The sequence below is a fragment of the Rossellomorea sp. y25 genome (assembly GCF_038049935.1).
Taxonomy (GTDB): Bacteria; Bacillota; Bacilli; order Bacillales; family Bacillaceae_B; genus Rossellomorea.
Genome location: NZ_CP145886.1, coordinates 1,886,399 through 1,910,928, shown reverse-complemented (window position 1 = coordinate 1,910,928; position 24,530 = coordinate 1,886,399). Strand labels below are relative to the sequence as shown.

Here is a 24,530-nt window from a genome sequence, read left to right as displayed (position 1 = left end):
ACGACGAAAACCTATAGTGTGGCTGTTAGGAATAAGATGAGATTTTTCCAAATCGTCTCCATTCCAATGCATCTTCCAGAGATGTGCATGTTGGGTTCATCTTAATGAAATCATAGGGAATTTCTTCTCCGCTCATTTCACAATAGCCATATTGATTATCTCTAAATCGATTTAACGCTTGTTTCACTTCTGTAATTTCTTCATCAATATACTGCTGAATTAAAGGATGTTGAGATTGACTTGCCTCCAGCTCTTTCAAGGATGTGGTCAGTTCTTGAACAATGGATGTGTATCGGTCATATGTCATCTTTGATCCCTCCATTTATAGTATGGGGGAAACAGACCTAAAAATTGTGTTGCAAGATATAGCAATTTTGGAATTAGAAAGGCTGTCTGGACGAAAAAAGACTGACTCACATTGAGTGTGAGTCAGCCTTTTTAAATTATGCCAGGTGTGAATAGCTTTCTTTCACTACTGATGCACATCTTGTGCAAAGAGTAGGATGATCTTTATCCTTGCCGACTGTCGGTGTGACAATCCAGCAGCGGTCACATGTTTCACCTTGCGCTTTTTCCACGACAATATTGATTTCACCAAGACTTAATGCATGTTCTGGTGCTTCGTTCACTGCTCCACCGATTTCAAATGCGGAGACGATGAATAATTGTTTTAAGTCTTCCTTAATTGAACCTAGTAAAGCTTTCGTTTCATCATTTACGTAAAGGGTCACTTTAGCCGTTAATGATTTACCAATCATCTTCTGATTACGCGCTTCTTCAAGAGCCTTTAAAACATCATCTCTTAACTCAAGGAAAGCATTCCATTTCTTCTTCAACTCATCAGCATTTCTTACCTCTTGCACTTCAGGCATATCTGTTAGTTGAACACTCTCTCCCTCTACTCCAGGGATATGAGCCCACACTTCATCAGCTGTATGAGACAGGATTGGAGACATCAGTTTCGTAAGCGCAATCAGGGATTCATATAACACAGTTTGAATGGCTCGACGCTCTTCATGATTTTCTGACTCGATATATAGAACATCCTTCGCAAAATCTAAATAGAATGAACTTAAATCAAGCGTACAAAAATTATTTACAGCGTGATAGATGCTTGCAAATTCATATTTGTCGTATGAATTTCTCACATTTTTCACAAGATCATTAAGCTTTACAAGCATGAATTGATCCACTTCTCTTAATTGATCGAAGGATACCGCATTGGTACTTGGATCAAAGTCGGAAAGATTTCCCAATAAGAAACGGTACGTATTACGGATTTTACGATACACTTCAGCCACTTGCTTCAAGATTGGATCCGATACACGTACATCTGCTTGATAATCAACCGATGCAACCCACAGACGAAGGATATCGGCTCCAAGCTGCTTCATCACTTTTTCAGGAACGACTACGTTCCCTAATGATTTACTCATTTTTCTTCCGTCACCATCAAGAGCAAATCCATGACTTAACACGCCTTTATATGGAGCTTTACCCGTCACTGCTACACTTGTAGTCAAAGAAGAGTTAAACCATCCGCGATATTGGTCAGATCCCTCTAAATAAAGGTCTGCAGGACGCTTGAGGTCATCTCTTTCTTCAAGCACCGCTTGATGTGAGGAACCTGAATCAAACCAGACGTCCATGATATCCTGTTCTTTTGTGAACTTCCCATTCGGACTTCCTTCATGGCTGAATCCTTCAGGTAGAAGATCCTTCGCTTCTTTTTCAAACCAGATGTTTGATCCATGTTCACGGAAGAGCTTCGATACATGGTCGATTGTTTCATCTGTAATGATTTCCTGGCCATTTTCAGCATAAAATACCGGGATAGGCACTCCCCATGCACGTTGTCTTGAAATACACCAGTCTCCACGGTCTCTAACCATATTGTAAAGGCGTGTCTCCCCCCAAGCAGGTACCCATTTCGTTTCATTGACAGCTTCCAGCAGTTCTTTACGGAATTTATCGATTGACGCAAACCATTGTGCCGTCGCTCTAAAGATAACAGGCTTTTTCGTACGCCAATCATGTGGATAGGAGTGAGTGATAAAGTTAAGCTTTAATAATGCTCCTGTTTCCTGTAGCTTTTCTGTAATCGGTTTATTGGCTTTATCGTAGAATAAACCTTCGAATCCAGGTGCTTCAGATGTCATAACGCCTTTATCGTCAACCGGGCATAACACATCCAAACCATATTTCTTTCCTACCAGGAAGTCATCTTCCCCGTGTCCTGGAGCGGTATGAACACATCCAGTACCAGAATCAGTAGTGACATGCTCCCCTAGGACAACAAGTGAATCCCGATCATATAATGGATGTTTTGCCACGATATGCTCAAGCTCTGCACCTTTAACCTTTTGGGATACAGAGTAATCTTCCCATTCCAGATTCTTCGCTACTTCTTCTAATAAATCTTCAGCTACTACATAGCTGCTTTCTTTCACATTTACTACGACATAACTTAGATCTTCGTGCACGGCAATTCCCAGGTTAGCAGGAATCGTCCAAGGTGTTGTCGTCCAGATGACTAATTGAGTCCCTTCTTCAAGAACTCCCTTTCCTTCTGTAACGGCAAAACCGACATAGATGGAAGGAGAACGCTTATCCTGATATTCAATCTCTGCTTCTGCAAGAGCGGATTCACTTGATGGAGACCAATACACTGGTTTTTTACCTTTGTAGATATAGCCTTTCTTCGCCATATCACCAAACACTTTAATCTGTTGAGCTTCATATTCAGGCTTTAATGTAATATATGGATTATCCCAATCCCCGCGCACCCCTAATTGTTTGAACTGAATGCGTTGATTGTCAACCTGCTCATATGCATATTCCTCACACAATTTACGGAACTCAGCGATAGTCATTTCTTTACGTTTCACGCCTTTGTTCGTTAACGCCTGCTCAATCGGTAAGCCATGGGTGTCCCAGCCTGGAACATACGGTGCATGAAACCCGCTCATGGATTTATAGCGAACGATAAAGTCTTTAAGGATTTTATTTAATGCATGACCCATATGAATGTTTCCATTCGCGTACGGTGGTCCATCGTGAAGAACAAATAATGGACGATCACTCGTTCTCTCCTGCACTTTTTGGTAAATATTCATTTCTTCCCATTTTTTCTGCGTATCCGGTTCGCGTTTCGGTAAATTGCCTCTCATCGGAAATTCCGTTTCGGGCATCAATAATGTATCTTTATACTCCATGAAATCTTCCTCCTAAACGTTTCTCTTAATTGCCATCTTTTCTAAAACCTGCAATTCTTAATCAGGCTATCCCTTTTAGAAACAAAAAAAAGCTTTCTCATCCCTGGAAAGGGACGAGAAAACTTTTCCCGCGGTACCACCCTCATAAAGATCGAAACCGACCTTCACTCGTTTTGATTCGTAACGTGATCAAGACGCTATTCATTACTCTTCAGAAGTGAATTTCATGAGTAGAGCTCTAGGGTGATCTTCCGTACCTTTGTTCCTTGTCGGGCTTTCACCGTCCCCGACTCGCTAGAAAGGAATGATCATAAGAAACGTACTGTCCCTGTCTTAGCCTTCATTATGGCAATTTAGATTGTTGTTCAATTATATGAAAGTATTGCTCTTTTCGTCAAGACAATGTCTCTTCTTCTTTTAAAGTTTTTAAATCTGTTGCATCCAAATCGAATTCCATTAATTGATCCCAGTCATTTGTATCAAGTAAATCAAGTTGGGCTTCAATTAACATCTTGAAACGAGTTCGGAACACCTTTGATTGCTTCTTTAGTTCTTCAATTTCAATGGCAATCTTACGGGCTTTGGATAATGATTCGTTAACGATGCGATCAGCATTCTTCTCGGCTTCCTTAATGATCAGCTTCGATTCTTTCATTGCATTACGCTTAACTTCTTCCCCTGCTTCTTGAGCAATGACGATTGACTTGTTTAATGTTTCCTCGATGCTTGTAAAATGACCTAAACGTTCATTCAAGGAGTTTAAACGTTCTTCGGTTTCTTTCTTCTCACGGATAAGAATTTCATAATCTTTAATAATTTGATCTAAAAATTCATTAACCTCATCCTCATCATAACCACGAAAGCCACGACTAAATTCTTTGTTATGTATGTCTAATGGCGTTAAAGGCATGGGAGCCACCTCCAGTACTTGGTGAATTACATATTTATTATAACTAAAATTTCGACAGTATGTGGGAGTATTCCTTTATTTTTCTTAAATTATTTCAGTATTCCGACAGAAATTCGCCATTTCTCCCGTTTTGTTCTTCCTTCAATGGACAATAACTTACTTCTTCCGTATCCTCTTGCTGAAAGTACATCGCCGGCTTCGACTTCAAAAGAGGCATTTTCGACTGTTTTCCAATTAACTTTTACATGATTACTCTTGATTAAGCTTTGAGCTTTTTGGCGGGAATCATTATAAACTGCTGCAAGAACAACATCTAACCGCAGGGAACTTACAGTAGTCACTTTTTCGAGCCATTCTTCCTTACTCACGATTCGATCCTTCAAAGGAATATCCTTCAAGGATATCTTTGCCTTCCCTATTTGTGTGAGTTCCATTCGAACGTATTCAGAAATCTCATCAGCAAGCATGAGTTGAATGGTATCGTCCACTGCTAAAATATCCCCGAATTTTTCACGTTTCAAGCCTAATGACATAAGAGACCCTAATACCTGTCTATGTTCTATTGTAACAAACTTGGACGGGTACTGTATTTCAAATAGCCTAATTCCAAAATCTTCTTCTTCAGGCTGAAAATAAGAAGGATACAATAACGCTCTCTTCCTCTCTGTATTCTCAGGATAGAATGAGAGGAGAATTTCATCGTTGTTTCCGATGATTGACTCGACAATATACTGTTGTCTCGGATCCAAAAAGTCTGTTCGTTTGGCTGAATATTGGTTTTCCACTGCCAGTTTCCATTCCAATACAGCATCCACAAACTCTTTCTCATCCGGTCTGAAATGTTGATGAATTGAAGACAAACGCTCACCTCCTCTGTGATTTACCCAAAATAAAAAAACTGAAACTGTTCAATACGTTTCAGTTCTTTAAAGGATATATGATCTCCTGCTTCTCAATTAAAGAAGCCATCTAAATAATTGGTATAACCCAGATTGTGCTAAGTTCAACACAATGAACGCCACGATTGGTGAAATATCAATCATCCCGATTGAAGGAACAAAACGTCTAAACGGTTCTAAATACGGTTCGCATATTCTTGCTAAGAACTGCCCAATCGCCGTCTCCCTTGCATTTGGAAACCAGGACATTAATATATAAATGATTAAAGCCCAGGAGTAAATTTGAATAAGGTTCGATAAAATCTCATAAAGCAACACCATAGTTTACATTACCACCTCGAATCTGATAGATCTTCCTCTTTTAAGAATTCTGAGATATTTCCACTTACTTCAACATTATCAGGCGTACAAAGAAAAATATTATCTCCAACACGCTGAATGTCGCCGCCAATCGCGTAAACAGTTCCACTTAAAAAATCGACAATGCGTTTCGCTTGATCATGCTGAATTCGTTGTAAGTTAACAAGTACAGAGCGCCGGTTTTTCAAGTGATCAGCAATCTCTTGAGCTTCGGCGTATACTCTTGGTTCAACAAGAATCATCTTAGAGGACTTTTGAACACTTTGAAGACTGACAACATTTTGTTTCGAATTTGAAGGCTGCGACTTCATGGGCTTCTTCTCCTCGTATTCTTCTTCAAACTTTTCTTCTTCATAATCATATTCATCTTCATCTAACAAAAAGAACGTTTTAAACTTCGACTTGATACCCATTTGTATTCATCCCCTCTCAGTCATTTCCAACTAATGCAGTTCCAATACGAATAAACGTAGCCCCTTCTTCGATTGCAATCATGTAATCATTGCTCATCCCCATTGATAATTCTTTACAAGGGGCGTATGGAAGGTTTAATGCTTTGATTTCTTCCTGGATTGTTTTCAACTGTTTAAAACATGTCCGTAAGAATGGTTCATCGTCCGTATGTGGAGCCATCGTCATTAATCCTACGACTTTAATATTTGTGAGGTCTTTTAAACTCCCAATAAATTCTTTTACTTCTTGAGGAGATAACCCATGTTTCGAGTCTTCTCCCGAAACATTCACTTGAACAAAACAAGACACAGGCTTGTCCGCTCTTTTATGAATTTCTTTGGCTAATGACAGACGATCCAGAGAATGTATGTATGATACTTTATCAATGATGTTTTTTACTTTTCTAGTTTGCAGAGATCCAATGAAATGCCACTGGGGTTTGTCCTGTAGAACTTCCCACTTGGAGAGCAGTCCTTCGTCACGATTTTCCCCTAAGTGAATAAGGCCGGCTTCAACCGCTTCTTCTGCCCTCTCAATTGAAACGTATTTAGTGACCGCAACAACATGTACGTCTTCAGGGTTTCTTCTACTGCTCTTACATGCATTTTCAATATTTCCTTGGATGATTCTGAATTTTTCAGATACTTTCATCTTCTTTCTCCTTCCAGCCAATAAAGCTCATGATTCTTCCTGTTTTCCCACCATCTCTTCTGTAGGAGAAAAACTCATTGTGACAGGATGAACAATAACTAGAAGTGTGGATCTGTTCAGCATTTAAACCAGTTTGTACTAAAAGCTGTTCATTCAACTTCTTTAAATTGAGGTAATATTGTCCCTCTTCCTTTAAATTATAGGGTAAGTTGTTTTCATCTTCTAGTGTTTTTTTCACTTTATCAATCACATAGTCATCAACTACATAACAATTTTCACATATGGATGGCCCGATAACAACCTCTAGAGAAGACTTGGAGGCCCCTTGTTCCATAAAAGCACCGACCATTTTGGGCCCGATTTCTAAAACTGTACCCTTCCATCCGGCATGAGCCAATCCGATAGTACCCGATTCTCTGTCCAGGAAATATAGCGGAACACAATCTGCATAGCACATGGTTAAAAGAATATTCTCATTACATGTGATAAAGCCATCGGTATCTTTAATGCTGGTATGATAGTACTCTGCGCCTTTTCCCTTGTCTACTTTTCCTACTGTATGAATATTATTTCCATGGGTTTGTTCAGCAGCTACCCATGATTCAACAGGCATAATTAAACTGGAAGCAAGTATTTGACGATTACCAATCACCGAGGATTCATCGTCTTCAACGTGCAACCCCATATTGAAAGAGTGAAATGGTCCGGTACTGACACCTCCCGACCTTGTCGTGATCCCTGCAACTAGCCTTGGATTCTCTTTCTTCCATGTATCTATAAAATAATAAGATTCTGTTTCTCTTTTAAAAGGCTCCTTCGACACGTTGAATCTCCTTCGTTTTTATTAAGTGTACCATAGACTTTGAAGATTCGTCATGTATCGGGAGATTGTTTCGGTTCCTGGAGCTGACCTTGAATATGATGATTTTCTTTATATCGTACCAGAATAACATCCTCCCCTATTTTTACAATGCTGCTCCAAGGGATCACAATGTCTTCATCTTTACCGAAGAATCCTAATATTTTTCCTCCTCCCCCGATTACGATCGCCTCAATCCTTCCTGTATCCAGGTTAATTTCTATGTCCCCTATATTCCCTAACTTTCTCCCGTCCGAAATACTCACGACATCTTTCACCTGAAACTCAGATATACGCACCATCTGTTTTCACCCTCTTTTCTCCTTGTTTCACATTTATTCACATAAATTAATCGCTGTTCCTTCACCTTATTCAAGTAGTTATTATTAGTGTATGCAGCAAAAAGAAAGGCAGACCTTTCAGAGAAGGATCTGCCTTTCTTTTCTTATTGTCCAGCTTCAGCGGCTAGCCCCTCGAGGTCACAACAGAAAAACCCCATAAGCCAAAAAGCGCCTTTTGGGGTTTTCCTGTTGTGCTTGTCGGGGCTGAACGAGCCGCCTCCGCTTTTCTTTGTCCAGCTGCAGGGCTTAGAGGCTCGAGGTCATAAGTCAAACCATCCAAAAAGGCAAAGAACGCCTTTCCGGATGGTTCGCCTTATGCTTGTCGCCTCTGGGCAAAGCCCTTCCGCTTTTCTTTCTTATTGAATATTTTTGTTCATTTGTTTTATTGCTGCTTTTTCCAGACGTGATACTTGTGCCTGAGATATGCCTATCTCGTCAGCGACTTCCATTTGAGTTTTCCCTTGAAAGAAGCGTTTACTGATAATGAGTTTTTCTCGATCATTTAATCGCCTCATTCCTTCTTGAAGAGCGATCTCTTCAATCCAATGGAAATCACGGTTCTTTTCGTCGCTCAGTTGGTCCATTACAAAGATAGGATCTCCACCATCGTTATAAATGGGTTCAAACAGCGAAACAGGATCTTGGATGGCATCTAACGCAAATACAATTTCTTCATGAGATACATCAAGCACTTTAGCTATTTCTTCAGCAGTCGGTTCCCTGGATGTTTCACCCATTAATCTTTCCCTTACTTGCAGAGCTTTGTACGCAATATCTCGTAGTGAACGGGATACTCTTATTGGGTTATTGTCTCGTAAATATCGACGGATTTCTCCAATAATCATCGGAACCGCGTATGTAGAGAATCGAACGTTCTGACCTAAGTCAAAGTTATCAATGGACTTCATTAACCCGATACACCCTACTTGAAATAAATCATCAACATACTCACCACGGTTATTAAAGCGTTGAATTACACTTAAGACGAGGCGCAAATTCCCATTTACAAGTTTTTCTCTTGCGGTAATATCGCCCGCTTGCATTTGCTTGAATAGTACTCTCATTTCATCATTCTTGAGAACTGGTAATTTGGAAGTATCTACACCACAAATCTCGACTTTATTACGTGTCATTCTTTCCCCTCCTTGTAGGAGCTGCTGTACAAAATTCAGTATTTCCTTGAAGAGGAAAAATATGCATTTCATTCTGCCAAGTAATGGCTCATACTTTCCAAATCCCTTAATTTATCTGGGTAAATCCGACAAAAAAAAAGTTCAAATCCTGATAATAAAAAAAAGCTGACCTTTTCGATTGAAAAGGTCAGCTTTCTTGTCATACCATTTTATTAAATTCCTTCTTTAGACGTTTAATAATCCTCTTTTCTAACCGGGAGATATAGGACTGTGAGATGCCAAGCATATCAGCGACATCCTTCTGGGTCTTCTCTTCTTCTCCCATTAAACCAAAACGCAGCTCCATAATTTGTTTTTCACGATCAGAAAGTTGGTGAAGGGCGTTAAAGAGTAATTTTTTATCAACGGTTGCTTCAATGTCTTTTGTTATAATGTCTTCATCTGTTCCAAGTACGTCTGATAACAGTAATTCATTTCCATCCCAATCAATGTTGAGGGGCTCATCGAACGAAACTTCAGATCGGATTTTATTATTTCTTCTTAAGTACATGAGAATCTCATTTTCAATACATCTAGAAGCATACGTAGCTAATTTGATTTTTTTCTCTGGATTGAATGTGTTAACTGCTTTAATCAAACCGATTGTCCCGATGCTGATTAAGTCTTCAATATTGATCCCGGTATTCTCAAACTTTCGTGCTATATATACGACTAGCCTTAAATTACGCTCAATCAATAGCGAACGTGCCGCCTTGTCTCCATTAGGCAATTTATTGAGTAGTACTTCTTCCTCCTCTTTTGTCAATGGAGGGGGAAGTGCTTCACTACCACCTATGTAGTAAATTTCATCTGTCTTCAGCCCAAGTTTGATTAACAGTTTGTACCAATAGTATAAAAATTTAAATTTGAATTTTTTCATTGTTGCTCCCCCTTCTATTTCTTTAAATTGTGAGTATAGTAGTAATAATTGATTTAAGAAACGTTAAGAACCGGCTTTTGCGAAGCCATCTTTGGATGAACGATCGCTTGAAAATTTCCATCTGCTGAAAGCGGATCCTCTCTGAAGGCAATCAATCCATTCGGAATCGCCCATTCTGTTTCATGATCCTTCAGAATGAGAGAATCAGGCTTTATAGCGGCAAGAAGTTGGCTTTTTCTTCCGACTGATTGGGCGGGGACAATTCTCATCCGGTCAGACCAGCGTGGGTCAATAGATTTTTCACCAGAGAAAATGTCTTCAACATCGTGACAAAGTGCCATCACTTCACCTGGAATTTGACCTTCAATTTCGGCGATTGACAGAATCATGACCGGGCTTTTGGATATGGGGTCTTGAAGTTGATTCCCACTGTCAACAAGGCCGTTTACGGTACAATGAAATTCTTCAATTTTTATCCTTACCTTCAGGAGCTGATCATACTGTATCTTCACATGCTCGATGCTATCTACTCTCCCTTTAGAAAAATACCAGGCAAGAGGCAGAGCGAGCATAACGAATACCCAGCTTATTGGATCACCAAATCCACGGATACTTGCAAGTAGCATGGATGATTCTGCACTTGGGTCGAAACTTATAAAATAATGAGTTCCTATTAAAATCCCACCTGTAAAAAAGGTAACAAAATAAAACATAAGAAGATTTGATAAGTAATAGCGTAACCTTCTATACCCGAATGCTGAGTACACCATGATGATTGAAAACAATAATTTCATAAAAGGATTTCCTGCAAGATGCGCATAAGGTGAAAAGGCAAGGAGAATAATGATCGAGCCCATCAAACTGCCAATTCCAATCCTCCAAAGGGCATATTGTCTCTTTAAGATGATCCCAGTTAACCATAATAAGAAAAAGTCTACTAACAAATTCAACAACCAGATGACATCCAGATATAAGGTCAATCTCTACCCTCCTTTTGAAACTTCACCCAGCTAAAGTTACTTGAATTTCGAGATAGGAATGACTTATCAGAAGTATATCGTACATACCCTTTAAAAGGTTGTCATTTTTTGTATGCTTCAGAGGAAAACTTTTCAGAGATAAAAACGAAATATGTCACTAAATATATTCCTGATTCGAGGTATAAAAAAATGCTTTAGGAAGGGGATTCTGATTGAATGAATTAGAGAAAAAAAACAGTCCCAAAGGCATGGGTGCCTTTGGGACTGTTTTACTTTTCTTATGGTCAAGCCATTATCTACGGCGATTACGGTTTCGTAAGAAGGTTGGAATATCCAGTGTTTCTTCAGCACCCTGGTTCTGGTTTGAAGAGGTTCTCACCGGCTCTTGGTGTTGAGGCTCTTCACGTTTAGGTTGTTCGCGCTTGATAGATTGGCTTGGGTTTGGATTTTGATTCGGTTTCATTCCACCAAATGTAGGTCGAGTTTGCTTTGGAGGTTGAATGACCTCTTCATTAAACCCGGTTGCAATAACTGTTACCACAATATCATCTTTTAAATCTTCGTTAATGACGGAACCGAAGATCATATTCACTTCTTGATCTGAAGCGGATGCTACAATGTCAGCAGCTTCTTGAACTTCATATAGACTTAAGGACGTACCACCTGTAATATTCATCAGAACACCTTGTGCCCCGTCAATGGAAGTCTCAAGTAATGGACTTGAAACGGCTTTTTTTGCGGCTTCCGTTGCCCGGTTTTCACCAGATGCTGCACCGATACCCATTAGGGCTGAGCCTTTGTTAGACATAATCGTCTTTACGTCGGCAAAGTCAAGGTTAATCAGACCAGGTGTAGCAATTAGATCTGAGATACCTTGTACACCTTGTCTTAAAACGTTATCAGCTTCACGGAAAGCTTCAAGCATTGGTGTGCTCTTATCCACAATCTCAAGAAGACGATCGTTTGGAATAACGATAAGGGTATCCACTCCTTCTTTCATTGCAGCGATACCACCGCTTGCCTGATTTGAACGCTTTCTGCCCTCAAAGGTGAAAGGTCGTGTCACAACACCGACTGTTAATGCACCGATCTCACGGGCAATTTGAGCGATTACCGGAGCTGCACCAGTTCCGGTACCCCCACCCATTCCAGCCGTGACAAAGACCATGTCCGCACCTCTTAAAGCCTCTTCAATTTGTTCTTTACTTTCTTCAGCAGCTTTTTTACCTACTTCTGGATTCGCACCTGCACCTAATCCTCTAGTTAATTTACCACCGATTTGCATTTTTATTTCAGCTTTTGATAGATTCAGAGCTTGCGCATCTGTATTAACAGCAATAAATTCAACACCCTGTACTCCATGCTCAATCATTCGGTTTACAGCGTTATTTCCTCCACCACCGACACCGATAACTTTTATTGTCGCTAACGAATCTAAATTTGTATCAAACTCCAACATGACAAATCCTCCTAACTCATCGAATCTATGGATTCCTTTATTTATTCAAAGAAGTATCCAAAGAACTTTTTCACTTTTGACATGGCCTTTTCATCTTCATGTTCTTCTTCTTTAACCTTTGCAGGCTTTGGCTTTTTATTAGCTGGTTTCGATTGACGCTTCTCAGCAGCCTCTACAGGCACTGGTTCTGCACTAACAGATCTTCCTTGTAATCTAGCATTCTTTTGAGCGTACTTGATCAATCCTACTGCTGTCGTATACTGAGGTTCTCTCACTCCAATATAATCCGGAATTGCCACCCGTACACGATTTTGGAAAACGATTTGTGCTAATTCTAACACACCTGGAAGATTTGCTACACCACCAGTTAAAACATATCCACCCGGCAGGTCTCTTATCCCCATTCGTTTCAACTCATGGCTGATTAGGTCTAAGATCTCTTCCAGCCTTGCTTCTATGATATCAGAAATTTCTAATTGATTAAATTGCTGATGTTGATCACTACCAATAATTGGTACACTGAACACTTCATCTTCTGATGCATGGTCATAATAAGCATGTCCATATTTTGTTTTGATTTTCTCTGCATCGTCAGTTGAAGTTCTTAAACCAATAGATAAATCCTTGGTAATATGTTCTCCCCCTACAGGTAGTACAGTTGTAGCTTTTAAGTGACCTTGTTCAAAAACAGCTATCGTTGTAGAACCGCCGCCAATATCTATTAACGCGGCACCCAGATTCTTCTCATCCTTTGATAAAGCAACAGAACCAGCTGCCAGAGGTTGGAGAACGATATCTACAATTTCAAGGCCCGCCTTTTCTACACAACGTAGAGTATTATGTAAAATCGTCTTTGATCCTGTAATAATGGTGCCTTCCATTTCCAGTCGAACACCGATCATGCCTCGAGGATCTGTAATCTCATCCAATCCATCAACAATGAATTGTCTTGGGATTACATTGATGATTTCTCTTTCTGGAGGAATAGAAACAACCTGGGCTGCATCCATCACTCTTAGAACATCTTCATCGCCGATTTCCCGATTATCACTTGATACTGCCACCACACCATGACAAGATTGAAGAGACACGTGGTTGCCAGTAATACCTACGATGACTTGGCTTATGGATAAACCAACCATCCTTTCCGCTTGTTCAACTGCTTTCTTGATTGTATGAACAGTTTCGTCTATATCTACGATGGAACCTTTTCTGATTCCTTCTGAGTTCACATTTCCTACACCGATAATGTTTAAGGAATCATTTGTCATTTCACCAATGATTACTTTTACTGTGGATGTACCGATGTCTAGGCTAACGTAAATTTCATTGCTGTTCACTCTATGGCACCTCCTTAAAGAATGTTTATTTGGAACAACAATCCTAGAAAAACACTATTCTAAGTATATCTTATTATGATATTCGTCGTAACAAAAACGATTCCCTTTTAAAATTCTAATTTTTTTCTCTTTTTTCTTGTTTATTTGACCAATTGCTAATAAGTATTCTCCTAATCACTGCAATGTTCTGGAATATCCTTACTCCAAAAGCAAATACAGCCGCCAGGTATAAGTCTACACCAAGATGTACACCTAGAAAAGCTAAACTTGCTGCTAGTAAAATATTAAAAAAGAATCCAGATACAAAGACCTTGTCATCATAAATATTCTGGAGGTGGGCACGTATCCCGCCAAATAATGTATCCAATGCTGCCAGGACGGCGATTGATAAATAATTCGAGTACTCATCTGGAATTCTAATATCTGTAAGAAGCCCCAATACGACCCCTACCAGCAACCCTAAAAGGGGAAGCCACATATTACCCGTTCCCTCCTCTTTCCTTAACCGGCTCCATTAAACGGACCCGTATGGTATCTTTGTGTGGTGGAACCGTCACTTTTTCTAAAGGCTTTGAAATAGAGACTCGAAGATTATCGATAAAAAAGTCCTCCACAGATTGTGATACCTGCATCCGATTATACAACTCTTTTGCAGAGGCTAAATCTTTGGTTAAAACTCTCACTTCAAATGGTATTGTCTTAATTGAATAACCATCAACCTTGGTTTCTCCATTAATATCACGAATGACCGAGGTATTGATCAAGCGATGGCCATCTATGGAAATGTCCACTGCATCATAACGATTCAGCTCATTCACAAGTCTTTCCAACAGTTCAGGTGATACATTTTGAACTTTTTCCCCGAGTAGGACTTCTTCCATGGCAGGCTCAATCGTTAAGATAACTCCAGCTCCTGTTTTCTCAGTCAAACCCGCTTCTGTTTTCAATTCCTCTAATGTTTGTTTCAACGCTCGTTCTGGACTCGACTGCTGTTCTGTCTTATACTGTTCCAACTTCGTTTCTACAGCACGCATTTCTGCATAAAGATTGGAGTTGACTTCTTTTTCTTTTAATAGTGCATCTCGTAGTTCCCATATATCTCGTGTATCCCGGACAACAGGTTCTTTGACTGTTTGGAACTGTATAGCAATCATAAACCCAATAATAATCGTAATGATGGTGAAGCTTATCTTTAATTTGTTGTCCATTAATTGCACCTTACTTTCACATCTAGCCCTTACTTGTTAACTGGGCGAATCGTCAATGCGTCATCAATTGCTTAGGATTCGCTGATGCTTGGTTCTAAAATAACGGTATTCTTTTTTTCCAGTTTAAAAATAATATTATCATTTACAAGCTGGTCTTTAACCCCGCCCGTGATGTTCATGGCTGAAGATAACACTTCCGGGTCACCAATAGCGGTAATTTCAAACGGCGCAGGATATTCGATTCCATCAATTTGAATAACAGGACCATTACATAGTATGTATGAATCATGCTTTAGCCTTTGTCCATTTATCGCTACGGCAGAAGCCCCGGCAATGTATAATTCATTGATCACCTTAAAGACATGGTGCTCATGAACGATATAATTATTGGCGTTTTCTTCATTCGGATCGTAATCAGCATCTGATAACGTTACGTTTACCCCAGGACCTTGTACTTTCGTCTTCCCCAGGTACATGCGATACTTCTCTGCATCTTCTGCCAGGTTAAAATAAATTTGTTTCTCTTTAGAAAATTCCTTCTCCATATTGACGACCTTCTCCTGTTTCTCAAAGAGTTCCTCTTGCAGATTATTATTCTTCTGCTGATACTCAAGGATCTGATCTCTCAATGCTTCTTCCTGTTTCCACTGACCATTCGTTCGGTTCCCAAGTTCTGCTTGTTCTGTGTTAGCAAGACTAAATGAAAAAGCAAGGATGAAACCTAACACCAGACATACAAGAGAGAGGATTACATGCTTACCTCTCACCCTCATCCTCATCATCGCTTTGTTCACCTTCCGTTTCATATGCTCTGAAATAAGAACCTACCTCTAAATCAATGACTCCTTTTACTGAAGGATCCAGTTGACTGACAATGGAGGGGTAATGGACCATCTTCTCTGAAAAGGTCCTGATGGTAGCACTCACTTCGAATCCATCATTCATAAATAGAGTCAAGTGATATTGGTCTGTTTTCTTTGGAACCAGGTTGATTTCCGATATGAGATGCTGAACCTCTTTCGGAAGCTCACCTAATTCTTCCACCATTTTCACAAGGACCTTATCTTCCTCGAAACCTCTAAGTAAAGGAGCGTCCACAGGTATTGATTCCGTGCCTTTATTCAGAACGTTCCCATTTTCTAATATGACAAAGAATTTATTATCTTTCGAAAGATATGCCTTTTTATCATATTCTTGGATGTGAACTTCATAGGAATTCGGAAAGGACATCTTAACCGTCGCATTCTTCACTTCAGGAAGCTTCTTTAATTGTTCCACAGTTTTTTCTTTGTTTACGCTCCACAAATTCATACCGCTGTCAATTCCACTATTCAGAAGGACCGTTTCATTTGAAACAAGCTCATTCCCGTGTACCACCACTTCTTTCACATGACTTAAAGGTGACTGAAAGTAAACCACCGATAGAATCATGAGCAAGAACAAAGAAAGTAAAAAAAGCAGTCTGCGATTCGCTTTCTTTTTTCGGTGTTGTTTTAATTTAGGAATACGATCTTCAAGGGAAACAACATTTTCTTTTTTCATTTCGTTCTCCTCAATTTCACTTTGTATTCATTAAGTCATGAATAAGATATTCTCACCACGTCTTATAATGAAAGTACTCTTTACATTGGGATACCTTTCATTCTATCTGAAGGCAGCAAATGTTAAAAGAGGAACAGAACGTTATTTTCTGCCATATGACATAATGTTGAACAAGAAACCCTTATGATAGAGTTGCAGGATGGATAATCGGGAGTTTGCACTCTAAGATACATTGTCCATACCACTTTTCGTATATGTATTTCCATTCACCATTTCAAAAAGAGGCCATCCTTACTATTACACTCTTACACTCTATTTTAAACAACAATTTCTACATAATGAAAGTATGTCATTGAATTGTAAAAGATTTGGCTAACAAAAGTAATAAACTCTCCTTTATTTTGAAAAGGTCTGATCATAATGCATTACGTATATGTAATTAATTGTAACATCTCCCCATTAAATATCCTATCGTTATTTCAATAAAAAACAGGGAATTCAAGCGTTTTTTTCATTAATTCAAAAAGAGACTGACCTTAAAAGACAGGTGAGGACATGAATGATGAATTCCTGACTATCAGGCTTTTATCATTCACTTCTTCCCGGCTTTTAAAGTCAATCTCTTTTTTTAATCGTTACTGTCTCGTATAGCGGCTTATATTCAGCAGCACCCCGACAGCCATTAGCATGAGGGTCAAAGAAGATCCCCCGTAACTTAGAAACGGGAGGGTGATTCCCGTAACAGGCATAAGACCTGTTACAACCCCTACATTGATCATTACCTGGATAGCAATCATTGACACGATTCCTAACGCTAGAAAAGTTCCGAATAAATCAGGAGCCCCCAAAGCAATTCTAATTCCCCTCCATAAAATCAATGAAAACAGAAGCAATACGAGCGTCCCCCCAATAAAACCGAGCTCTTCTGCTAAGATAGCAAAAATAAAATCGTTTTGAGGTTCTGGAAGATAGAAGAACTTCTGCCTGCTTTGTCCCAGTCCTAATCCAAACAAGCCTCCCGGTCCAATTGCATATAAGGACTGAATGATTTGAAATCCGCTGTTTAACGGATCCTGCCATGGGTCTAAAAAGGACGTTATCCGTGCAATGCGATAAGGTGCAGATATAACAAGACCAATAAAGCCGACTAATCCAATCATCCCCAGACCGACAAAATGCATGACCCTCGCCCCTGCAATAAAGATCATCACTACTGAAGTGCCAACCATGACAGTACCCGTACCCAGATCCGGTTGTAACATGATCATTCCAAAAGCAGCGAACACTAAGAGAAGCGCCGGCAGGACTCCTTTTCTAAAGGAAGTAATATACTTTTGGTTTTCGGATAAATACTTTGAGAGAAACGCAATCATGGCAAGTTTCATAAATTCTGAAGGCTGAATGGAAAACGCCCCTACTCCAATCCAGCTCCTGGAACCGTTCCTTAGAACCCCTATACCCGGGATTAACACCAGTACAAGAAGGACAAAGCAAATGATGATGATGATTTTCGCCCAATTTCTCCATGTCCAGTACTCTACATTCATGATGAAGAACATAGCGACTAACCCTACACCCGCAAAGAGCACTTGCCTTTTTGCAAAGAAAAAGGAATCATCGAATTTGTAATCAGCCCAGACAGCGCTCGCGCTGTACACCATTATCAATCCAATCGCAAGTAAAGTGAGTGTAACCATAATGAGTATAAAATCGGGAGTCGATTTTTTTAAAGGCAATCTTCAACACCTCGAATAGACAAATTTAGAGCCGTTCGAGCAAGGAAAACTACTTATCTTGGATTGGTATACTGGTTGTTAAAGTATGGATGCTCTTTATGGACAAGCCCTTATTAAAGCTTATGCACCGCTTCAATAAAAATGTCACCACGTTGTTCAAAAGTTCGATATTGATCCCAACTTGCACATGCTGGGGAAAGTAACACAACATCTCCCTCTTCGGCATATCCAAAAGCAACAGGAACTGCCTTTTCAACATTATCGACAGGAATAATGGATTGTATCCCTGCCTTTTCTCCTGTTTTCACGAACTTCTCAGACGTTTCCCCGAAGGTGATCAACGTTTTTACATTCTTCAAATATGGAATCAGGTCATCGAATTCATTTCCACGGTCTAAGCCGCCAGCCAGGAGGATGGTTGGCCCTTCAAAAGCATGCAGAGCACTTTTCGTCGCCAGGCTATTCGTTGCTTTCGAATCATTGTAAAACTTTACACCCTTCACTTCACGAACAAATTGCGTCCGATGCTTGACCCCTGTAAAAGTCCCCAGTACTTTCTCAATACTTTCATTTGGCACTCCGTAGATTTTACATGCAGCAACCGCACAAAGTATATTCTCCAGATTATGCGCACCAGGTAAAACGATAGAAGCTATTTCAACGACCCGCTCACCTTTGAAGAAGATAGCTCCATTTTTTATATAGGCCCCTTCCGCTACTTCTTTCCTTGTGGAAAATGGAATTAATTGTGCTTTTGTAAAGGCAACTGATTCTAACACATGGTCTTGATCTGCATTAATGATCAAATAATCATGTTCTGTTTGATTTTTCGTTATATTGGATTTCGCCTTCCAATATTCACCCAAGTCACCGTGGTAATCCAAATGTGCATCATATAAATTCGTAATGATGGCAATATGAGGAGCGAACTCTTCAATCCCCATCAGTTGGAATGACGAAAGCTCAACCACCATTTTTTCATTTTCTTTCGCTTTCTGAGCTACTTCAGAAGCGACCGTTCCGATATTGCCTGCAATAAGAGGCTTTTGATCGGCCTCTTTTAGCATTTCAAACAGAAGTGTCGTTGTCGTGGTTTTACCATTTGTTCCTGTAATCCCAATCATTTCTGCTTCAGAAATTAAGAAAGCAAGTTCAACTTCTGTCAGAACGGGTATGTTCTTTTCGATTGCTTTCTTAATTAATGGGTTGTGATATGGTATTCCCGGGTTTTTAATTACATACTGAAAGCCTTCATCAAGAAGTTCGATGGGATGGCTTCCGCAAATCACTTTAATACCTTCCTGAAGTAGACCCTGAGCTTCCGGGTTATCAACTAAAGGCTTCTGATCGTTTACCGTTACAAATGCTTCTAGCTTATGTAGAAGAGAGGCAGCACTTACCCCACTTTTTGCTAAACCTAATACAAGAACTTTTTTATGTTTGAACTTCGTTATCTTCTTCAATTATAACCACACCTCAATATAGATTCCTAATACGGCAAAAAGCAGCCCAACGGTCCAAAACGTTACAACAACCCGCCACTCTGACCAACCGACTAATTCATAATGATGATGCAACGGGCTCATCTTGAATATTCGTTTACCTGTTGTCTTAAATGATGCGACCTGTAAGATGACGGAGAGCGTCTCAATGACAAAAACTCCCCCGATAAGAATTAAGATGATTTCCAATTTGGTTAAAATGGCAATCGTGGCTATTGCTCCACCTAACGCCAGTGATCCAGTATCTCCCATAAATACTTTAGCAGGGTGGGCATTGAATACTAAGAAGCCGAGAACAGCCCCGACTACCGCCACTCCGAAAATCGCGACGTCATATTGGGATTGATTCCAGGCTAATACAGCTAGTGCACCAAAGGCAATGGCGCTCGTTCCTGATACTAATCCATCTAAACCATCCGTTAAATTGACAGCATTTGAAAATCCTACAAGCCAAAAGATAATGAATAAACAATAAAACCAACCTAATTCGAATGAAAAATCCGTTAACGGAATCGAAACTGTAGTCGGAAAGTCATTTTGCTTAAAGATGAGATAAAAAATGACAGAAATGACAATCTGACCTAATAGCTTTTGCTTAGATGTCAGTCCCAGGTTTCTCTTCATCACAACTTTAATAAAGTCATCAAGGAACCCTAATAAACCAAACCCGACGGTCACAAGAATCATTAAATAAGTTTCAGGACCAGGCTCTGAATATTTCCCTGTCATTACAAATGTAGTAATCACGATGGAGACCAGGAACACAATTCCCCCCATTGTAGGTGTACCAGTTTTCTTCATGTGAGATTGGGGGCCTTCATCACGGATACTTTGCCCAAATTTCAATCTTCTCAGGAAAGGAATAAAGATGGGGGCAAGCAATACGGTAATGAGAAATGCCATAATGATTGTAAAAAAGATCACTTGTTCCATCATCATTATTCCCCTCCTTTTCCGTTGTTGGATTCGTTCGATAATATGTCCATTGTTTGATTTTGTTCAGATTCGTTATTAGAAATAAACTTCGTCATAATTTCCCACTTTTCTTGATTGTAATTTTGTTTGTAGTTTTCTAGTAAGTCAATATAAGCCTTGTAAACATCTTCAACCATAAATAATGGAAAGTGGTTCGGAACAAATGAAGGTACTTCTTTATTCTTAGGCCAAAGTGAAGCAATAGCCCCTTTTTCGATACTTTCAAAAAGATCTATTTCATCACCAAAAGGGACGTATAGTCCCTTCTCCATTCCCATCCTAGTTGAATTTGAAACTACTAGAAACGCAAAGCCTGGTAAATGTATCCCTGAAGTTTCAGGAAATAATTTCTTGACTTCATCATAAAAGAGCATACTTACAACCCCTTTATGATTTGTCTGGCCACTTCGCGGTCATCAAAATCGTATACGTTGTTTCCAATGATTTGATAGGTTTCATGACCTTTTCCCGCAATCAGGACAACATCATCAGTTTTGGCAAGACTTAAAGCCTCTTTAATTGCTTCTTTCCGATCCACAATTAATCGATACTGTTTGCCGACCACACCAGATTCCATATCTTCGAGGATACCATTTGGATCCTCAGTTCTTGGATTATCAGAGGTGAAGATGGCAAAGTCCCCATATTCACAGGCAATCTCAGCCATTATCGGCCGCTTAATCTTATCCCGGTCCCCTCCACACCCGACCACCACAATAACCTTTCCCTTGGTAATCGATTGGATGGTTTCTAATACATTTTTCAAACCATCCGGAGTGTGTGCGTAATCTACAATTACCGAAAATGGCTGACCTTCAGAGATCGTTTCGAAACGGCCCCTGACACCGTGTGCGCTCTCCAGGCTTCTTACGCTGTCCTCTAGGGGTATACCAGCTGCACTAGCCGTTGCAATCGCAGCCAAAGCGTTATATACATTAAATTGTCCAGCGAATTTTAATACCATCTCTTTTTCTCCAAATGGTGAAACGAGTGTAAAAGTGGACTCTGTAGCTTTTAAGACAATATCTCTTGCATGGAAGTCAGCAGAAGGAGACAGACCATATGTAAACACATGTGCGGCTGTGACTCTAATAAAATATTCAGCTGCTTCATCGTCCTTATTAATAATGGCATACTTCGGAGATTTCTTAAAATAAGTATTCCCTAATTGAGAAAACAATAAGCCTTTTGCATTTCGATAATCATCCATGGATTTGTGATAATCCAGATGATCCTGAGTCAGGTTTGTAAATACGGCAATATCAAAGTCGCAGCCGTGAACCCGCCCCTGATCTAAAGCATGTGAAGAAACTTCCATAATCGCAGAACGTACTCCTTTATCACAGAACCGTTTAAACGTTTGTTGGAGTGTTAAGCTGTCAGGAGTCGTATTATGACTTACATGTAACTCATCCCCCACTTTAATGTGCAATGTCCCAATTAAACCGGTCATCATTCCACAGTGGCTAAAAACCTGGTCAATCAGATGGGTGGTCGTGGTTTTCCCATTTGTCCCTGTCACCCCGACCAGTAAAAGCTGATGGGAGGGCTGCTTATAGAAGTAGTCTGCAAGAATTGCCATTGCTTTCTTCGTATCAGGTACGATGATAACCGGAACGTTTGCCTCTATGCTCCTCTCAGCGAGAATTGCAGCTGCACCGTTCTTCTCTGCCTTTGGGGCGAGTGAATGACTATCAATCTCCAACCCGTTAATGCAGATAAATAAATCACCATTTCTCACTTTCTTATGATGGTTAGCGATGTTTGAAATAGCTGGATTCCCTTCACCCTCTACTGAGAAAAACGGCAGTACTTCCAGCAAAGTGTGCAATCTCATCTTTTCAACTCCTCACAGGTAGAAAGCAACCTTTTTATATTTTACAAAAAAATGCGTATGAAAGCTATCAACCTTTTAACTTAGTTCGTTATAATTATCGAAAACTTGCAGCCCCGGGCATCATTTAAGGGGATACAGGACCTCCCCTTATGGTTATAAACCCCCGGCATAAATAAGAAGTATATCATGAAATGGGCCATCATGTTGACATTCTCGGCACTTATTCCGATAGATACACCCTTACTTTTGAACCTTGCTTGATCTTCACCCCCGGATCAGGAGACTGGCTAACCACTTTATCCCCAGTTCCGCTTATATCCAAGTCCAAATTAATAAGCTGCTCCTGTAACTCTTTTTTTGTTAATCCGACTAAGTCAGGGGTTTCAATCATCGGAGTATCGGTCCACGTCATTTTCTTTTCAATTTGATCTTTTCTTTTCGGAACTCCCATTGCTTCTAAACTATCCCCTATAATACTCCCTGCAATAGGGGCCGCTACTACCCCACCGAATTGAACCGTACCTTTCGGATTATCGACAGCTACGTAAACGACTATTTCCGGATCATCCGCGGGTGCTACTCCCATAAAGGAAACGATATGATTATTCTCTAAGTATTTACCATCCTTTGCTTTTTGAGCGGTTCCCGTTTTCCCACCTACCCGATAACCATCTACAAAAGCTTTCCCACCTGTACCTTGTGCAACTACACTTTCCAATGCTTCACGAATTTGTTTTGATGTTTCTTCCGAGATGACCCTTTTCTTTATTTGAGGTGTTTTTCTCATCACCACTTCTCCACTTGAAGGGTCAATAAGCTCTTTTGCAATATACGGTTGATACAGGATTCCACCATTGACGGCTGCTGACACAGCGGCTACCTGTTGAATCGGCGTAACGGCTACCCCCTGACCGAAGGCGGTAGTAGCTTGTTCTACAGGGCCGACCCGATCAAGGTTAAAGAGAATTCCTTTTCCTTCTCCTTGAAGGTCTATGCCTGTCTTTTCTCCAAAACCAAAGTCATGAATATAGCTAAATAGTTTTTCTTTCCCCAGCCTCTCACCTAACTCTACAAATCCGGGGTTACATGAATTTTGGACCACTTCCAAAAATGTTTGGGTTCCATGTCCTCCACGCTTCCAACAATGGAGGGTAGAGCCCGCTACTTCAATATGACCAGGATCATGGAACTTTTCTTTATAAAGATCTACCTTATTTTCCTCTAACGCTGCCGCAAGAGTAATAATTTTAAATGTAGAACCTGGCTCATAGGTGCTCCAAATCGGTAAATTCCGGTTATATATTTCTTGAGGTACGTTTCGGAAATTTGCCGGGTCAAAGGTAGGACGGCTTGACATAGCCAATATTTCGCCATTTTTAGGGTTCATGGCAATGGCGATAATCCCATCAGGGTTGTAAGTGGCTTGTGCAATATCCAATTCACGTTCCACGATGGTTTGAACCTTCGTATCAATCGTCAGCTTTAAATCCAACCCATTCTCAGGCTTCTCAAAGTCATCTGCCATGTCAGGCATTCTTTTTCCTTTGGCGTCTGAGAAAAATTTCACATATCCTTTATCTCCACTAAGCTCCTCATCATATGAAAGTTCCAGCCCCATCAGCCCCTGATTATCAATTCCAGCGAAGCCAAGTACATGAGATAAATAACTGCCATATGGATAATAACGCTTAGAGTCTTCTCCTAAGTAAACCCCTTTTAAATTAAGGTCTCTAACCTCTTTCGCTTTTTCATATGAGATCTTTCTAGCTTCTTTAATCAGCACCATATTTGCCCTCTGTGTAACATATTTATATGCAGATTCCACTGAAATATTAAGAACAGCCGCCAGTTTATCCGCTGTACCCTGAGGATCAGTAATTTGTCTTGGAACGACGAATATCGTCGGTGCACTCTGATTTCCGGCAAGTTCTTCCCCATTACGGTCAACTATTTTTCCTCTTTCAGGTTGAAATGGGATATTTCGACTCCAAGAGTCCTTTGCTAAGCTTGTAAGCCAGTCCCCTTTAAAAAACTGAACATACCCCAGCCTTATATCAATAATGGAGAAAATCAGGACTCCTACTACAAGTGCTACCGCTAACCTCTTCCTAACAGTTACATTGGATACTCTTTTCACTAATGGAACCTCCCCTTCTATGGCTCGTTCCATTATATGCTTGGACTTATTGTGGTATGTTTGGAAATCCACGA

At 40.1% G+C, this 24,530-nt stretch carries 24 protein-coding genes and 1 other annotated feature; all 24 genes read right to left on the bottom strand.

From position 1 onward, the window contains the following. Window positions 1-25 precede the first annotated feature (25 nt). The gene (locus AAEM60_RS09560) at window positions 26-307 is read right to left on the bottom strand and encodes a hypothetical protein (protein ID WP_299740716.1); all 282 of its coding nucleotides are present in this window, start codon (window positions 305-307) and stop codon (window positions 26-28) included. A gap of 136 nt (window positions 308-443) precedes the next feature. After that, window positions 444-3,215, bottom strand: a complete 2,772-nt coding sequence (gene ileS, locus AAEM60_RS09555) for an isoleucine--tRNA ligase (RefSeq protein ID WP_341357855.1) — start codon at window positions 3,213-3,215, stop codon at window positions 444-446. 106 nt (window positions 3,216-3,321) lie between these two features. Then, window positions 3,322-3,559, bottom strand: a binding site (T-box leader). A gap of 50 nt (window positions 3,560-3,609) precedes the next feature. Then, window positions 3,610-4,125: a DivIVA domain-containing protein gene (locus AAEM60_RS09550; protein ID WP_034755815.1), complete on the bottom strand. Its 516-nt coding sequence runs from the start codon at window positions 4,123-4,125 to the stop codon at window positions 3,610-3,612. Between the two features lie 89 nt (window positions 4,126-4,214). Next, the gene (locus tag AAEM60_RS09545) at window positions 4,215-4,985 is read right to left on the bottom strand and encodes an RNA-binding protein (protein WP_299740708.1); all 771 of its coding nucleotides are present in this window, start codon (window positions 4,983-4,985) and stop codon (window positions 4,215-4,217) included. A gap of 96 nt (window positions 4,986-5,081) precedes the next feature. Continuing rightward, window positions 5,082-5,345: a YggT family protein gene (locus tag AAEM60_RS09540; RefSeq protein ID WP_299740706.1), complete on the bottom strand. Its 264-nt coding sequence runs from the start codon at window positions 5,343-5,345 to the stop codon at window positions 5,082-5,084. 8 nt (window positions 5,346-5,353) lie between these two features. Next, window positions 5,354-5,797, bottom strand: coding sequence for a cell division protein SepF (locus AAEM60_RS09535; RefSeq protein WP_299740704.1), 444 nt, complete (start codon window positions 5,795-5,797; stop codon window positions 5,354-5,356). A gap of 16 nt (window positions 5,798-5,813) precedes the next feature. Further along, entirely contained in the window at window positions 5,814-6,488 is a 675-nt protein-coding gene (locus AAEM60_RS09530) for a YggS family pyridoxal phosphate-dependent enzyme (protein ID WP_299740702.1), read from the bottom strand. Further along, window positions 6,475-7,311: a peptidoglycan editing factor PgeF gene (gene pgeF, locus AAEM60_RS09525; protein WP_341357854.1), complete on the bottom strand. Its 837-nt coding sequence runs from the start codon at window positions 7,309-7,311 to the stop codon at window positions 6,475-6,477. The genes AAEM60_RS09530 and pgeF overlap by 14 nt, the downstream gene beginning before the upstream one ends. A 50-nt stretch (window positions 7,312-7,361) precedes the next feature. Continuing rightward, window positions 7,362-7,649 carry a YlmC/YmxH family sporulation protein gene (locus AAEM60_RS09520; RefSeq protein WP_299740698.1) on the bottom strand — a complete coding sequence of 96 codons (288 nt, stop codon included), beginning with the start codon at window positions 7,647-7,649 and terminating at the stop codon, window positions 7,362-7,364. 395 nt (window positions 7,650-8,044) lie between these two features. Continuing rightward, window positions 8,045-8,821 (bottom strand): RNA polymerase sporulation sigma factor SigG, encoded by a 777-nt coding sequence (sigG, locus tag AAEM60_RS09515; protein WP_299740696.1) that lies wholly within the window; start codon window positions 8,819-8,821, stop codon window positions 8,045-8,047. Window positions 8,822-9,020: 199 nt separating this feature from the next. Continuing rightward, complete coding sequence (sigE, locus tag AAEM60_RS09510; RefSeq protein WP_299740693.1) at window positions 9,021-9,740, bottom strand: RNA polymerase sporulation sigma factor SigE; 720 nt, start codon at window positions 9,738-9,740, stop codon at window positions 9,021-9,023. A gap of 53 nt (window positions 9,741-9,793) precedes the next feature. After that, a complete protein-coding gene (spoIIGA, locus tag AAEM60_RS09505; RefSeq protein ID WP_299740691.1) occupies window positions 9,794-10,720 on the bottom strand; it encodes a sigma-E processing peptidase SpoIIGA in 927 nt (308 codons plus the stop codon). A 292-nt stretch (window positions 10,721-11,012) separates the two neighbouring features. Beyond that, a complete protein-coding gene (ftsZ, locus tag AAEM60_RS09500; RefSeq protein WP_299740689.1) occupies window positions 11,013-12,179 on the bottom strand; it encodes a cell division protein FtsZ in 1,167 nt (388 codons plus the stop codon). 41 nt (window positions 12,180-12,220) lie between these two features. After that, entirely contained in the window at window positions 12,221-13,519 is a 1,299-nt protein-coding gene (gene ftsA, locus AAEM60_RS09495; protein WP_148968668.1) for a cell division protein FtsA, read from the bottom strand. Between the two features lie 115 nt (window positions 13,520-13,634). Beyond that, window positions 13,635-13,997: a small basic family protein gene (locus AAEM60_RS09490; RefSeq protein ID WP_341357853.1), complete on the bottom strand. Its 363-nt coding sequence runs from the start codon at window positions 13,995-13,997 to the stop codon at window positions 13,635-13,637. A gap of 1 nt (window position 13,998) precedes the next feature. After that, window positions 13,999-14,727 (bottom strand): DUF881 domain-containing protein, encoded by a 729-nt coding sequence (locus AAEM60_RS09485; protein WP_299740684.1) that lies wholly within the window; start codon window positions 14,725-14,727, stop codon window positions 13,999-14,001. Window positions 14,728-14,798: 71 nt separating this feature from the next. Then, window positions 14,799-15,500, bottom strand: a complete 702-nt coding sequence (locus AAEM60_RS09480) for a DUF881 domain-containing protein (RefSeq protein ID WP_341357986.1) — start codon at window positions 15,498-15,500, stop codon at window positions 14,799-14,801. Next, a complete protein-coding gene (locus tag AAEM60_RS09475) occupies window positions 15,484-16,269 on the bottom strand; it encodes an FtsQ-type POTRA domain-containing protein (RefSeq protein WP_299740682.1) in 786 nt (261 codons plus the stop codon). The genes AAEM60_RS09480 and AAEM60_RS09475 overlap by 17 nt, the downstream gene beginning before the upstream one ends. Before the next feature lie 635 nt (window positions 16,270-16,904). Then, window positions 16,905-18,005, bottom strand: a complete 1,101-nt coding sequence (gene spoVE, locus AAEM60_RS09470) for a stage V sporulation protein E (RefSeq protein ID WP_299740680.1) — start codon at window positions 18,003-18,005, stop codon at window positions 16,905-16,907. 113 nt (window positions 18,006-18,118) lie between these two features. After that, window positions 18,119-19,468 carry a UDP-N-acetylmuramoyl-L-alanine--D-glutamate ligase gene (gene murD, locus AAEM60_RS09465; protein WP_299740678.1) on the bottom strand — a complete coding sequence of 450 codons (1,350 nt, stop codon included), beginning with the start codon at window positions 19,466-19,468 and terminating at the stop codon, window positions 18,119-18,121. Next, window positions 19,469-20,443, bottom strand: a complete 975-nt coding sequence (gene mraY / locus AAEM60_RS09460) for a phospho-N-acetylmuramoyl-pentapeptide-transferase (RefSeq protein WP_299741287.1) — start codon at window positions 20,441-20,443, stop codon at window positions 19,469-19,471. Window positions 20,444-20,445: 2 nt separating this feature from the next. Continuing rightward, window positions 20,446-20,856 (bottom strand): hypothetical protein, encoded by a 411-nt coding sequence (locus AAEM60_RS09455; protein ID WP_299740676.1) that lies wholly within the window; start codon window positions 20,854-20,856, stop codon window positions 20,446-20,448. 2 nt (window positions 20,857-20,858) lie between these two features. Then, window positions 20,859-22,319, bottom strand: a complete 1,461-nt coding sequence (locus AAEM60_RS09450) for a UDP-N-acetylmuramoyl-L-alanyl-D-glutamate--2,6-diaminopimelate ligase (protein WP_299740674.1) — start codon at window positions 22,317-22,319, stop codon at window positions 20,859-20,861. Window positions 22,320-22,539: 220 nt separating this feature from the next. Further along, a complete protein-coding gene (locus tag AAEM60_RS09445) occupies window positions 22,540-24,456 on the bottom strand; it encodes a stage V sporulation protein D (protein ID WP_299740672.1) in 1,917 nt (638 codons plus the stop codon). Window positions 24,457-24,530: the final 74 nt, after the last annotated feature.